The 13,688-nt window shown below is 32.0% G+C and carries 14 protein-coding genes; 4 read left to right on the top strand and 10 right to left on the bottom strand.

Annotated features, from left to right (window positions below; translation table 11 throughout):
* The 3 genes from H4K35_RS15105 to ere(D) form a co-directional block, all read left to right on the top strand.
* On the top strand, positions 1–710 hold a 710-nt coding region (locus tag H4K35_RS15105), incomplete at its 5' end, for a tyrosine-type recombinase/integrase (RefSeq protein WP_220497702.1).
* The gene (locus H4K35_RS15100; RefSeq protein ID WP_131540136.1) at positions 689–1,786 is read left to right on the top strand and encodes an IS91 family transposase; all 1,098 of its coding nucleotides are present in this window, start codon (positions 689–691) and stop codon (positions 1,784–1,786) included. The genes H4K35_RS15105 and H4K35_RS15100, both read left to right, overlap by 22 nt.
* Positions 1,787–2,155: 369 nt before the next feature.
* A complete protein-coding gene (ere(D), locus tag H4K35_RS15095) occupies positions 2,156–3,382 on the top strand; it encodes an EreD family erythromycin esterase (RefSeq protein WP_095073170.1) in 1,227 nt (408 codons plus the stop codon).
* A gap of 77 nt (positions 3,383–3,459) precedes the next feature.
* On the opposite strand, the gene H4K35_RS15090 is transcribed toward ere(D), so the two are convergent.
* From H4K35_RS15090 to lnu(I), 10 genes are all read right to left on the bottom strand, one after another.
* Positions 3,460–3,672: a hypothetical protein gene (locus H4K35_RS15090; RefSeq protein WP_182628756.1), complete on the bottom strand. Its 213-nt coding sequence runs from the start codon at positions 3,670–3,672 to the stop codon at positions 3,460–3,462.
* A 28-nt stretch (positions 3,673–3,700) separates the two neighbouring features.
* Positions 3,701–3,994: a hypothetical protein gene (locus H4K35_RS15085; protein ID WP_182628755.1), complete on the bottom strand. Its 294-nt coding sequence runs from the start codon at positions 3,992–3,994 to the stop codon at positions 3,701–3,703.
* Positions 3,981–6,125 (bottom strand): hypothetical protein, encoded by a 2,145-nt coding sequence (locus H4K35_RS15080; RefSeq protein ID WP_182628754.1) that lies wholly within the window; start codon positions 6,123–6,125, stop codon positions 3,981–3,983. The genes H4K35_RS15085 and H4K35_RS15080 overlap by 14 nt, the downstream gene beginning before the upstream one ends.
* A 92-nt stretch (positions 6,126–6,217) precedes the next feature.
* Positions 6,218–7,603: a Sau3AI family type II restriction endonuclease gene (locus H4K35_RS15075; RefSeq protein WP_182628753.1), complete on the bottom strand. Its 1,386-nt coding sequence runs from the start codon at positions 7,601–7,603 to the stop codon at positions 6,218–6,220.
* Positions 7,596–8,843 (bottom strand): DNA cytosine methyltransferase, encoded by a 1,248-nt coding sequence (locus tag H4K35_RS15070; RefSeq protein WP_182628752.1) that lies wholly within the window; start codon positions 8,841–8,843, stop codon positions 7,596–7,598. Before H4K35_RS15070 ends, H4K35_RS15075 begins: the two co-directional genes overlap by 8 nt.
* Positions 8,833–9,141 carry a helix-turn-helix domain-containing protein gene (locus tag H4K35_RS15065; protein WP_182628751.1) on the bottom strand — a complete coding sequence of 103 codons (309 nt, stop codon included), beginning with the start codon at positions 9,139–9,141 and terminating at the stop codon, positions 8,833–8,835. Before H4K35_RS15065 ends, H4K35_RS15070 begins: the two co-directional genes overlap by 11 nt.
* Positions 9,142–9,471: 330 nt before the next feature.
* A complete protein-coding gene (locus H4K35_RS15060) occupies positions 9,472–10,239 on the bottom strand; it encodes a hypothetical protein (RefSeq protein ID WP_182628750.1) in 768 nt (255 codons plus the stop codon).
* A 3-nt stretch (positions 10,240–10,242) separates the two neighbouring features.
* Entirely contained in the window at positions 10,243–10,881 is a 639-nt protein-coding gene (locus H4K35_RS15055; protein ID WP_182628749.1) for a hypothetical protein, read from the bottom strand.
* Positions 10,882–10,885: 4 nt separating this feature from the next.
* Complete coding sequence (locus tag H4K35_RS15050; RefSeq protein ID WP_182628748.1) at positions 10,886–12,157, bottom strand: bifunctional DNA primase/polymerase; 1,272 nt, start codon at positions 12,155–12,157, stop codon at positions 10,886–10,888.
* 174 nt (positions 12,158–12,331) lie between these two features.
* Entirely contained in the window at positions 12,332–13,102 is a 771-nt protein-coding gene (gene lnu(I), locus H4K35_RS15045; protein ID WP_182628747.1) for a lincosamide nucleotidyltransferase Lnu(I), read from the bottom strand.
* 313 nt (positions 13,103–13,415) lie between these two features.
* Here lnu(I) and H4K35_RS15040 point away from each other — a divergent pair.
* Positions 13,416–13,688, top strand: a 273-nt coding sequence (locus H4K35_RS15040) for a phage integrase N-terminal SAM-like domain-containing protein (protein WP_182628746.1), incomplete at its 3' end; no start/stop codon positions are given.

Here is a 13,688-nt window from a genome sequence, read left to right as displayed (position 1 = left end):
TGCAACAACGTTCCAATTCACCTTCGCAATCGTATTTTAAACACACGGTTTACGGACTTCGATTTCTTTTAAAAACAGAGAATTTACCTTACGATCATCTTCATTTACCATCGATTCCTAAAGAAAAAAAACTACCCGTAATACTAAGTCGAGAAGAAATTTGGAGAATGCTTCAACATGCCGATTTGTTAAAACATCGCTTGCTCATCGGGTTGATTTACGGTTGTGGTCTGCGTTGCATGGAAGTTCGAAATATTGAATTGAAACACTTAGATTTTGATCGAAAATTGCTTCATATCGTTCAAAGCAAAGGTAAAAAAGATCGTTATGTTCCGCTTTCTGATCATCTCATTCGAGGGATAAAAAAGTACATTTCAATTGAACATCCGACTACTTTTTTATTTACTGGCAACACCAAAGATGCCAAAGGATTTGATTCGCGTTATAGTCAACGTGGCGTTCAATGGGCGATTCAGTCGGTTTGTAGAAAAGCTGGAATTTTAAAAGACGTTCACACGCATACCTTGCGTCACAGCTACGCTACACACTTGTTGGAAGATGGCGTGAATATTCTTCAGGTTCAGAAACTGATGGGACACGAACGAGTAGAAACCACAATGGAATACCTGCACGTTTGCCAATTGGAACAACAAAAAGTACACAGCCCATTAGATACCGTTTTTGCCTTATGCAGCCGCAGTGGGAGGTAGCCGATGTGCTTAGAAAGGTCGATTTGTCCAACCAAAACTTTACGGTTCATCAAGAGAAAACCTTACGGGCATTGACTTTATGTAGAACAGCAGCTTTGGGCGGACATGTAGATGCTTGTGATGCTTGTGGAAATATTAGCATCAGTTACAACAGTTGTAGAAACAGGCATTGTCCCAAATGTCAAGGGCACAAACGTGAAGAATGGATACAAGCTCGCGAGCAAGATTTGTTGCCTTGTTCGTATTATCATTTGGTATTTACGTTGCCCGATACGCTCAATGGTTTAGCGATTTCTCATCCGCAAATCATGTATCGCATATTATTTGAAGCAACTTGGGCTACAATGTCTCAATTTGGAAAAACAGAAGGATTGCAATTGGGAATGATCGCCATTTTGCATACTTGGGGACAAAATTTGAGTTTGCATCCGCATTTACATTGCATTGTTCCTGGCGGTGGAATTGATAGAAATGGCAATTGGAAACGCAAGATAAAAACCGATAAATATTTGTTTGCAGTAAAAGCTTTGAGTAAGGTTTTTCGGGCCAAATATGTAGCGTTGTTGCGCAAGGAAAAATTAGCGGATACTCAACTCTTACAAGGTTTGTTTGAAAAGAATTGGGTGGTTTATGCCAAACGACCTTTTGGTGGGCCAAAGCAAGTGATTGAATATTTAGGCAGATATACGCACAAGGTTGCGATAAGCAATCATCGGATAAAGAACGTAACCGATCACGAGGTTACTATTAATTATAAAGATTATAAAGACGGCAGTAAAACCAAGCAACTCACCTTAAAAAACGAAGAATTTGCAAGACGATTTAGCTTACATATTTTACCCAAACGCTTTGTGCGAATCAGACATTACGGAATTCTAAGCAGCAGTTGGAAACGCGGAAAGCTCCAGCAATTACAAAAAGAGTTAAATGTTGTACGCCCAATAATTGAACCCAAAACGCAACATAAAAAATGCTATTGCTGTAAAGTCGGTAATCTGATTACCTTGCATGTTTTTGGGCAAAGAGGACCACCGAAAGCCTATCTTATCGAAAATAAACTTGCGCCTGTGAATTAACTTTTACGGGTAAGGGAACTTGTGCTTTTTTGCATCGAAAAACAGTGTAAAAAAGTAAAAACAAACATAAAAAAAAGCAGTAATCGTAAAATTACTGCTCGTATATCTTAAAGCTGCACTTCGAAAACTCCATAATACTTTATTAGCTTCCTACGGTTCCGTTCAACGGGCTTTCATCTCGTGCCCTCCGGGCAAGACGAAAGCTTAGTTATTATGTGAAGGAATTTTTAGTATCTTTGTATTCAAATAATTCACATTTTATGTATTTCAGCAAGCCTTGGTAATTAAAAATTAAAGTAAATTATTAAATCGTCTTTTTGAGACGGTTGCTATTTGGTACGTTAATTTTTAATTTAAAATAAGGTAATAATGAAAAATATAAAACCCTTAACTTTTCCGTTTAATTCGGAAAATAATACATCCATAAAACAAAGTCTTTTTCGATTTCGAGAATATTTTGATTCTTCTACAATTGTTGGTTTAGGCGAAAACTCACATTTCATAAAAGAGTTTTTTACATTCAGGCATCAAGTTATTGAGTTTTTAGTAACTGAATGTGATTTTGACACCTTGGCATTTGAGTTTGGTTTTTCTGAAGGATTAGAAGTTGATAAGTGGATAAAATCACAAATTCCATTCGACGATTTGGATAAGTTACTGTCACACTTTTATTATCCAAATGAGTTTAAAGATACTTTGCTATGGCTTCGTCGGTATAATCAAGACAATAATAATCAAATTACCTTTTTAGGTGTGGATATTCCTAAAAATGGAGGTTCTTATTTTCCAAACTTTCGTATTGTATCTGATTATTTGCAAAGACTTTCAATCGTTTCTTCTGATGTCTTACAGAAGATTTTAAATCTTGCTGAGAAATTTGATTTCTATTCGACTTCTCAGCTTGCGTTAAATTTATCGCTTTTTGATGAAGCTGAACATAATGAATTAAAAGCATTGCTATTAAAAGTTTACATTCGTTTGATTACTCTTCAACCAAAATTAGAAAGTTTAGAATTTCAATCGATAGTTCATCAAGTTAAAGGCTTGATTTATATGAATTATAATGCTGATGCTATGGAAAGTTTCATTACTGAAAGGGGAATTGAAGGAGATATGGGAGCAAAAGACCAGTATATGGCAGAAAGCATTGATTGGTTTTTGAAAAATTCACTTGGTAAAAAGATTATTTTGGTTGCCCACAATGCTCACATTCAAAAAACTCCGGTAGATTTTGATGGATTTATTAGTTGTTATCCAATGGGGCAAAGACTTTCGATGACTTTTGGAGAAAAATATAAAGCATTTGCAATAACTAATCTACGTGGAGAAACTGCGGCATTGTATCCTGATAATGATTATCAATTTGGCTTTAGGGTTGATAAATTTCCACTTGATTTTCCAGAGTCGGATTCTGTTGAATTTATTATGCAAGAATTTGGAGGAAAAGAATGCTGTTTACTAATGAACAGAAGTACGGAATTAAAAAATTGTAATAAGATTCGATTTGATTCGATGTGCCTAAAAACTGAAATAGAAGAAGCTTTTGACGGAATTTTTCTAATAGAAAAATCAACTGTTTCAGAAGTAGTGGATTGAGAATTTATAAATTTAATTTCGAAACGGCACTTTCTTTTTGGAGGTGCCGTTTTATTCTTTCACATAACGGTTCTCAGCTATACGCAGGCAGGGACTTTTACCACTAAACCTCCTACGAAGAACTGAACTTTAATTTTACTACTTTCCTGTCCTACGAAGTACAAAACCCCTGCTTGCGTATAGGTGATGTTGTGCGTTCGGTGTTCTTTCTCGGTTGTCTGTCCGTTAGCGTTGTCAAAGCCATACTCTTTTGCAATTTTTGTTGCAGTGTTGGCTGGTGTGAATTGCAAATGTGTATGGCTTTTAGCATTAGCATTTTTATTCAGTTTTCAATAGTCCGTTATCTTCAAGTTCCTTGTAAGTGCTCTTTAACTCTGCATTCAGTTGCGTTATATATTCTTTGCAAATGTGAAAATACAAGTCCTCTTTTTCATCCGTTAAGTTGAAATCATATTCACCATTTTTTAGTTCTTCTAATAGTTTATTAAAAACAGTCTTCACATCATTGGGCTTGTCTTCTGTTAAAACAATGTCAAATGTAGTTTCACCGAGCACAAGTTTTAAAGTTGCACTACTATCTGTTCTTTCAATTGTTGCGTTATGTGTTTCCATATATTTTTCCTCTTTCTCCAAAAGCAGATTTTCCGCCTTCTAATGTTTTCATACTTATTGATTTCCAATCCAAATTTTCTTTTTTATCAGAACTACAAACTAAACTGTTGGAAAATGGATTACCCGAGTACGTGTAATAACCATTAATGTCGTGTTCACGATAAATCGAGTTGTATGGCAATGTTCTAACAGCAATATTTGCATCGTGTGTTGCTATAATAACTCTTTTACCACTTTTAGCTTTTTCTTTTATCAACGGAACAATAACATCACTTATGTAATCGTTTCCTAGACTTTTTTCAGGTTCATCAATAAGATAAATTTCTTTATCTTTCATCAACTCGTTGTGCAAAAGAACCATTGATGATTCGCCGTTAGAAGGCGTATAAAATTCATCATCTAATGTAAAATGTTTGTGAAAAAGCAATAAATCATTAATTGATGAAACAGATTCAGAACTCTCAATTTTTTTAAGTTCATCTATTTTTTCAAACAGAGTATTCGCATAAATATGTTTTGAAATGAGCTCTATTTTATCTGCAACTGATTTTTGTGGAATTTTTGTTGTGCTATTGGTATGTTTGTATTTAGCATCAGAAATTTTTCCGTTTTGAATTAATAAATTGGTTTTACAATACAATTTCCCTTTATCGCCCAAATTGCCTACTTCTTCAATAATTGGCTCAATTGTTTTTGAAATATTCTCAAGAATTCTATTGACATCTTTTTCAATGGCGATTCTATTACTTGCATATTCGGCAAACCCTGTTTTTGTCGGTTTTTCTGGCTGTCCGGTTTTCTTGGAAATTTCTGATACAAATAGTTTTACTAATTTATTAAAGAAACTAATACTTTTATAGTCTATAAATCGCTCTCCTGATTCAGAGTTTATCTTTTCTATAATCCTATCTATAACGTTCTCTAAATCGCCCAAAAGGTCATTACCAATAATTTCTATCAGTTTTGTATCTGCGGAATAATAGTTCTTGAATTCTTGAAATTTTTTCAAACTATTTTTGATATCCTCAAAACTTCTTTTAGGTGAATTTTCATCAAGAGTAGTAAATTTATCAATCTTTATATTTTTTGAGATTTTATTCGTTGCATCTACAGAATAATAATCTTTATATTTTGATAAACTCGTTATTTCTTTTTCGGTTGCATTTCTCAATGAAACTAATTCCGCAGAGCAATCGTCAATTCCTAATTGTTCAATGTCAATTGTTAGTTGTGTGCCTTTAAGATCAAAAACGTCATCAATTTTTTTTGAATTTGACTCATATACTTCAGTTTTGAAACCTTTACCATTATAATATTTTGAAAGAGCTTTTAAAATATCTGTTTTCCCTGTTCCTTTTGAGCCAAATAGAATATTTATGTCATTGTAAATATCAATATCCATAAGTTCAGCTACATTATTAAATGGGTTTAGTTGGATAGTTTCCTTTGTCTTTTTATCAAGAATAGTTTTGATAGTGGTATCGTCTTTGTCCAGTAGCAAACAAAATTGCTCGAAGCTTTCTACGGGTAATCTTAATTCAGGTAAACTTGTTGAATCTTTTATGTAATCGCTCCAATTTTGAACATCTGAACCGTGGATAGAGTTGTGTCCGTGATTGATATAAATACCTGCTGAAATGGAATTTGAAGCTTCTTTTAAAACCCTTTTAGGATTTAAAACCAAGCTTTCAAGTTTAGCTAAATCTTTGTCTGTAAGGCTTGGTTTTTTTGAGTGATAGTGAGCAATGAAGATTGCGTCAAGTCCATCAAAATTACTTACGACATCCTCAAGGCTAATTGTAAAAGTATCGGCAGAAGCAGTACCAATAATATCATTTATTTTTTCACTAAATGCTTGTGCATTTTTTGGATTGACTATTGTGATTAAATGAGCTCTACGTCCTTCTTCGAGTATATCAAATTCTACGCCAGCCCATATTTGGCAAATTCCTTCAACGTTATTTTTAAATTCTATGTATTGTTCGAAATCAAAATGATTATGGTTGGTTATAGCTAAAATTTTCACGTCAGTTTCCCTAATGATTTCTGTGAACTTCTCAACGTCAATATTACGGTGTTCAGAATCACCCTGTTTTACTTTTTTGGTATGTGTATGTATATCAATTCTCATTCTGACATGGTTTGTAAAAATTCTACATTTTATAATTTTTTTTAGTTTCCATTATTTAATATGGTTATTTCCATTTTACCGAAGCGTTGGCATTATTTCAGATAAATTTCATCTTTCACGTAACTTGCATTTAACCAAAAGCAATGCTTGGTATATTCTGTCAATCCTGTCAATTTATCTGCAACAGGTAATTCAAAAGTGTCAGCTGCATTTCTTGCGTGAGGTCTTACGTGACTTATTCGATTTTCAGTTTTCTTTGGGAAGTACGTTTTCCTGACTCCTTTGTCAGTTACTTCTTTTACGATTTCTCCATTTGAAACTGTCTTCACCATTTCGTCCCAAACATTTTTCGCTTCAAGTATGTCAGAATGTGGCATATTCCAAAACTTCACTTTTCTTAAAATTAAATTTTCTCCTTCAAACTGATAGAACACAAAGAAAAATTTACTTTCTAAAATGTTCTTGAAATCCGAATCTTCCCAATCAGTTTCTAAAAGTTCTTGATATTCAAAATTAGGAAATGAAATATCTTCTTTTGGTAAATCGTTTTCTTTAAGTCGGATTGTTTTTACCTGAATATCAGCTTTTTCGAATTCTTCAATTTTCTGCCCAAGTTGAAGTCCAAGAATTGCATTTGTTAGATTCGCAAAGTAGCTTTTGGCTTTTTGATTTAGGTCTAAACCTAATTCTCGTTCAATTTGTTCAGCAGATTTGCTATAAAATGGATGAAACTTTAAAATTACTATTTCTTCAATTGATCGTACTTCATCTAAAATTCCTGGCCGTTCAATTATTTTACCATAAACGGCAGTTTCTTCTTGAGCGATATTTGCTATTATGTGATTTACATAACCTTGTTTTAAAGAATAAGCTCTTTGTTTAGCTTGCTCATCATTGAATGGTTGATTTCTATATGATTTTAAGGCAGTTGAACCTTTTGTACAAGCGCCAAGATAGAATGTATCTCCTTCTGATAATTCGTGGGCTTTTCCGTCTTTAATTTTTTGGTTGATAAGTTCCCAATCTTGTTTTATTATTTTTAAATCTTCATCTGGATATTGCCAATCATCAACTAATTTTATTATATAATCGAGTAAATCTAAATCTCTGTCGTGAAGATAAAAAACCAAAAGTAAATGTGCGTTTTTCTTCCAAAATGAACTCGTTTCAAAATCCTCTTTATGAACCTCTAAATAATTTATGATGTTTAAAACAAGTCTTTCTTTTGAGCGAAATTCTCCATTTCTCAAAGTTTTTAAAGGACTTGATTTTAGTTCAATTCCTGCTTCTTTAAAGTCAGGCTCGGCATCTGAATTGGGTTCATAGCCGAAATAGAACTTTTCTAATATTTGACCATAATTTCCTTTTCCTTTGTATCCGTGTTCCTCTATTTCAGCACCACAAACTTGCCTTAATGTTTGGTTTTTAAGTTGTTTTGCAAAAGTAATAATTGAATCTGGCGAGGTAATATCAAGCATATTCGAATTGGTTTATTTGTTTGTAAAGTTCTTCTCCTATTTTTTCAATGACACCAACTACTAAAGCATTTCCCATAAAAAAAGCTCTTTTTGTATCTGTAATTCCATCAAGTTTTGTGTGATTATCAGGAAACATATTTAGCCTTTCTAATTCGATTGGTGTTAATCTTCTTAAGCCCCTGTCAGAAACAACTACGTGTTTAAATCTTGAAGGCGATTTTCCACCTTCTCCTGTAATTATGGTTCTTGAAGCATTATCTAAAGCATCTGGATAAATCATTCCTCCTTCTGAATAGTTGTATTTATGACCTTCACCTGAAATTCGTTCTATTGTTTTAGATCCTTTTAAATATTCCCATTTTTTCTTATCTTTTTCATCAATGAAGAAATCTTTTGGAACTTCTCCATTTTGTAAGATGTCGCCTAAAACAGTCTTTTTCCCATCATAATTTGGTTCAGTTTTAGTTGTGTAAACTTTACCTTTTATTAGAAGTCCTGTATTTTGAAAAGGCGACAGTTTTCCTGTTTTATTGAAATTGTTTGTTATTTCTACTAAATCTCCTTTTAGTTTAAATTCTTGTATTTGTTTTGTTTTTGCTACAGGAAAAGCATTCGCAATTGTTCCTTCTTCTGTTAACCAATCAATCTTATTAGACTTTTGAAGTCTTTTGTAAATTTCTGTCGACTTATGATAACCAATAAAGAAAACTCTTCTTCTTCTTTGTGGCATTCCGTATTCTGCTGCATTAATTACACGCCATTCAACCGCATAACCTAGTTCATTCAAACTTTGCAACATTACCGCAAAATCACGTCCTCGCTGTTTAGCTGGCGATTTTAAAAGTCTGTCGACATTCTCTAAAAAAAGATATTTTGGTTTGTTCTGTTTTTCTTCTAAAATTCTGTGTATTGACCACCAAAGAACACCTTTTTTCCCTTTTAAGCCTTTTGAATTATGTAATGTTGTTGCAACAGAATAATCTTGACAAGGAAATCCACCAACCAATAAATCGTGATCGGGTATTTCTTCTACATTTCTTGTTACGACTTCATTAATATCTTCATTTGAATGGTTTTCTTTTCCGAAACGAGCTTCGTAAACCATAGAAGCGTGTTGCGTTTTGGTTGAAGGTTCCCATTGATTACTCCAAACGATTTCATAATTGCTTTTTTCAAGTCCAAGACGAAAACCTCCAACTCCTGCAAATAATTCCGCAACTTTCATTTTCTTATTTTCCATTTTCTTGAGCTTTATAATATTTAATTTTTTCTTCTGCTACTTTCAATATTTCGGAAGTAGATTCTGTATATTTTAGTTCATCGGCAATTTTTTCCGAATACCAACTTATAATCAATTGGCTTTCGGACAATCCGTAAAATTTTGCAAGTCTGATGATTTGCTCCATTGTCGGTTTTCTTTCGTTTTTCTCAAACTTGCTAATCAGAGATTGGTCGATATCTACTTCAGCTGCAACTTTTCGTAGAATCAAATCTTTTTCCTCTCTGGCACATTTTAAAGTGTCGCCTAATGTTTTCATTGGTCAAAATTGTTTTAGACAATAATTGTCCAAATTTATAAAAGTATTTTGGATTTACAAAGTTTAATTCGGATTATTTTATTTTGTAGCGGTGGGAAGGGCAAGCTCTTTTGGTTTTCGGTGTTGGCTTTGAGCGTTGGCAAAAACCAAATGTGCTTGACCGAGCGTTGGCTTTTTTCACTGACGCACAACGGTTTGGCGCTTGGCGAAGAAGCGAATTTCGAAGCACTAAACTTTCTGTCAGCACTTAATTTGATACGAAGCACAAAGCTTCATTTAAACACTGAACCCGCTTTTTTGCCAAACGCTTGTTGGCAGTTCGTTGTTTTCTCATTCAGTTGGTTTTTGGTCTGTTTCTCTAAAATAATTAATGAAGTCAATAGTATTGTTCATTTTTCTTTTAACACTTTCGGGCATTTTGTTTATGTCTGTTTTGGAAGCATATGTAAATAAACTTTTAATTTTGTTGACTGTGTTTCTAAAAGAAACATCATTGTGGTTATATTTTACTGGTCTAAAAACGTGTTCGTAATTTTCCCCATATTTAAAAGGGACTTTATACATACATATTTTTTGGTCGTAAATTAAATTATTGATAGTAGAATCTTTTACTTTACTGATAGCAAGATTGTCTAATATACAACCTACATATTCAATAGAATCTGCTTTTGTGTAAGCATCTACAAGCCCTTTGCCAAACAAAGAATAATTGTAAAAATTAACACCATTAATTGAATTAATAGTACTTGGAGAAAATTCTATTTCTCCAAAAGTTAAACAACCTCTCATTGGAAAAGTTGTTTTTAATGAACGCCAATAAAATGTATGACATACAGAAACTAAATCCATAAAATCATCTTCTGTTTGACCGTTTGTCCAAAAGACAATGCTGTCTGAAACGTGTAAACAGTTAACTTTTTGATTTTTTAGATCAGGTACAATTATACTTTGACTAGATTGTACTAATTTTTCATCACTTAAAGCCGTTTGTGTATCTCTTAATAAATGACCAAACAATCGTTTCATTTCAGTCAAATCATTGTTATTTATAATCTCTTTAAATCCAAGTACATCAAAAAATGCAATAAATGTTTCCATATTTTAAACTGTTTTTGTTAGGGTTATGATTTTATCAATCAGCTTGTTATTTTCTTCAAATGTTAAGTTTACTCTTTCATAAGAATCTAAAGAAATAAGTTTTTTAGGAGAAAAAACTCTAGCAATTTTATTTTCTGATTTTGTTATTTTTAATAAAGTTACTGTCAATTCTTCGTTATTTACTGATTCGTGAAAATCATTACTAGGCATTTTGTAAAATTCTCCACAATTGATATTAACAGATTCTTCAAGTAAAATTGAACAGTTTTCCTGATTTAAAATAAGCTTGGATTTTTCGTTTCTAAATTTCACATCATACACATAGCCATTATAATTGTTTGAACTAATAATTTTATATCTATTATTAACAATACATCCGTTCAGGACATATGATTCAAAGTCAAATGAATGGTCGTGAATCTGTAAATCGTTATCGTGTTTGTCAAATGTGTTTATCCAAAAATGCAGTCTAAACTCTTCAGAGTTTGATATATTACCTAACTTATAATATTTAAAGCCTAACGGATGTTTTTGAAATGAAATTTCACTTTTATTCTGTACGAAAAATTGGTTTAAATTTTCATTAATCTTTTTACCATCTTTGAGTTTGAAACCAATATTTATATTTTTTAAAAAGTCCACAATGCTATATTTTACCTAATGATTTTAATTTTTTAAAACATTTCAATGTGTGTAAAACATCTATCTCTGCATTGTGGGAATTTGTTACTTCAAAACCAAAAAGTTTAAAATATAACTCTGAAAGTTTCGGATACTTATATCCATAATTATTTGATATTTTACAAAAGTCCACAGTTGACTTCATTGTGCAAATCATTTTTTTGTTTTTAAATGGATTTACACCATAGTTTTTAATAAAATAATGTCCTAAAATTTCAATATCAAATTCTATATTGTGAGCAACAATATAATCAGACATTTTAATATCTTCGGTCAATTTTTTCAAAACGTGTGATAAAGGAAATTTAACTTTTCGAGCAATTTCAAAATCAATATTTACAAAATCGGAATGGTTGTTAATTTTAATAAAAGGAGTGTCAATAATGAATGAGTTTTTCTTTAGAATCATTCCTTTTTTATTTGTGACAACCCAAGAAATTTGAATAATTTCGGGATATGTAGTATTTAAAGATGTCTTTACAGGTAATCCTGATGTTTCAATGTCTATGATTAAATAAATATCATCTAACAAATATTTAGTTAAATCAGTTTCATCAAAGTCATTTATAAATTCAGTCTTTGATGAAATCAAAGTTAAAACCTCCCCATAACCACCTCCACCTTCAATTTCTTCAAAATCTAAAAATGTGTCAATAAAATTGTAAATGATATTGTCATTTATAAATAATGGTTTTGCTTTTGGGAAGTCGGTGTTTATAAAAGAATATTTATTTCCTGAACCGTGTACCGATGGTGGTAATACTGTATGAGTTTTCCATAGAAATTCAACTTTATCAATGTATTTTTCGAATTCAGCTTTTGGCGGAAATGTTGAAACTACGTCATCATCGTCACATTCATCTATCTTGTTTCCTCTATAATAAATATGATAGCCATTTTTACTACCTGATTCAACGACCCACTCGTAATTTTCTGGCAGTTTCAAATGGCGTAAAATTCTTTTTAAAATGTTCAAATCGGAACATCCGTCAATATCTATCAAGACTAAATCATTCAAACCTGTGAAAGTTCCAATTCCAACAGAATTTTGCCAATCATAACTTTCTATTTCAGAAGTTGTTTGTTTGTTTCTAAATAACTTTACCCAAGGGTGACTTGGGGTTTTAAAAAAACTTCTTGAGTTTACATTATACTCATTTGGTTTATTAGTTATACAAGAAATATTGAATTCAAATTCTCTGTATTTATTAGCTAAAATTTTTAATTTTTCACTCATATTATTTTTTGATGTCGTGTTCTCTTACAATGACTGCCAACGGTCAAGTATAAGCGTAGTGCGGGATTAGAAGCACTTCACTTTCGGTTTAAGCTTATGTTTATTAATATTCAATTCATTTAAATTTAGCACTTTCACCCGCATTACGTTTATACAATGTTGGCGGTAGTTTTTTTATTCAATTCTACTTAATAACTCCTTTAATTTTGCTTCAACTCCAAGATTGTCGAAAAGTTTTTCGGTCAATATTAAAGACTTCTTGAAAGCTGTTTTAATATCTGTCGGGTCTAATCTTGATGTTGTCTGCTGAAATAATGAATACCACTCTGGGGCTATGTCTTTCTCTAAACTTTTTGTAGGACTTTCCCAATGTTTAGTTTGAGATGTCTCAATTCTGATTAGCCAAAGTAAGTATTTTTGAGTGTTTGATAAACTTTGGTAAGCGTGAGCAAATTCCTGTCGTTTAATTAAGTTGCTTGTTGTCAGTAAAACATTCAACAATGATTGACTTAACCACAAGGTGTTTTCACTTGTTGTTCGGTCAGGTATTTTAGTTTTGATTTCTTTGAGAGTGTTAGTCAATAAGTCTTCTTTATCTACTAAAATCATTTTGTCAAAGTCGCTAAACTCTACCAAACCGTCCCACGATTTGATAACTTCCATTTGGTCGTTTGTCAAAAAATGAAATTCCCCCCTTATCATATTTTCAAAAATAGCAACTTCACTTCCATACTCGTTGGTAAAATATAATGCCAAAGGATGAATTTGTCTTACCCAATTTTCAGCCGAAAAATTTTCTTTGTCCTTTAAGAAGATATAGAACTCAATATCTGAATATTTATCTCCTTCATTTTTGGTAAATGACCCGTACATAAATACGGCAGAAATATTTTTATCATTTTGAGCTATTGATTTTGTTTTGTCAATCATTTGTAACTGTATCATTTTCTAATTTTTTAATATTTATACTTACCCTTTCTACTTTGCATTGTAAAGGGTATTTCAATTCTTATTCTACCTTACAGTTACTTATATCTTCATTTTCTTGATTGTTTTTCGTTGTTAACCGTTTCTTCAAATTACCGCCAACATTGTTATTTCACGAAATAAAACACGGTGTAGTTTCGTAAAACAACACCTATATGCGCATTTCGTAAAATCTGTTGCTAATATAATTACTTTTTTGTAAATTAGATACTTAGTAAGTTATTTTTTGTGGATAGCGAAGCAAAATAGGTTAAATTAGATTTATTTAAGTATGGATAGCGAAACAATATTAAAAACCTTACACGACCGATTGAAAGTGCAACGCTACGCCAATAATACCATAAAATCGTATTGTGGTTATGCACAAATATTCTTAGAGTATATGAATAAATATCGTACGCTCAACGAAATACCTAATGCTGAAATAGAGGGTTTTATTAATGAAAAAGTATTTCAAGACAATATTAGTGCATCTTATCAACGCTCTTTAGTTGGGGCAATTAAGAAGATTTATGAGTTGGTCAATAATCAATCGATAGAGTTA

This window comes from Myroides sp. NP-2, from assembly GCF_014145665.1.
Lineage (GTDB): Bacteria > Bacteroidota > Bacteroidia > Flavobacteriales > Flavobacteriaceae > Flavobacterium.
This window is presented reverse-complemented; position numbering and strand designations above follow the sequence as displayed.

Bases quoted from the DNA above. Each gene is read 5' to 3' on its own strand.
- H4K35_RS15080 (WP_182628754.1), bottom strand. From the start codon at position 6,125: ATGAGAATTGATATACATACACATACCAAAAAAGTAAAACAGGGTGAT.
- H4K35_RS15100 (WP_131540136.1), top strand. From the start codon at position 689: ATGCAGCCGCAGTGGGAGGTAGCCGATGTGCTTAGAAAGGTCGATTTG.
- H4K35_RS15050 (WP_182628748.1), bottom strand. From the start codon at position 12,157: ATGAGTGAAAAATTAAAAATTTTAGCTAATAAATACAGAGAATTTGAA.
- H4K35_RS15085 (WP_182628755.1), bottom strand. From the start codon at position 3,994: ATGGAAACACATAACGCAACAATTGAAAGAACAGATAGTAGTGCAACT.
- H4K35_RS15075 (WP_182628753.1), bottom strand. From the start codon at position 7,603: ATGCTTGATATTACCTCGCCAGATTCAATTATTACTTTTGCAAAACAA.
- H4K35_RS15065 (WP_182628751.1), bottom strand. From the start codon at position 9,141: ATGAAAACATTAGGCGACACTTTAAAATGTGCCAGAGAGGAAAAAGAT.
- H4K35_RS15060 (WP_182628750.1), bottom strand. From the start codon at position 10,239: ATGGAAACATTTATTGCATTTTTTGATGTACTTGGATTTAAAGAGATT.
- H4K35_RS15070 (WP_182628752.1), bottom strand. From the start codon at position 8,843: ATGGAAAATAAGAAAATGAAAGTTGCGGAATTATTTGCAGGAGTTGGA.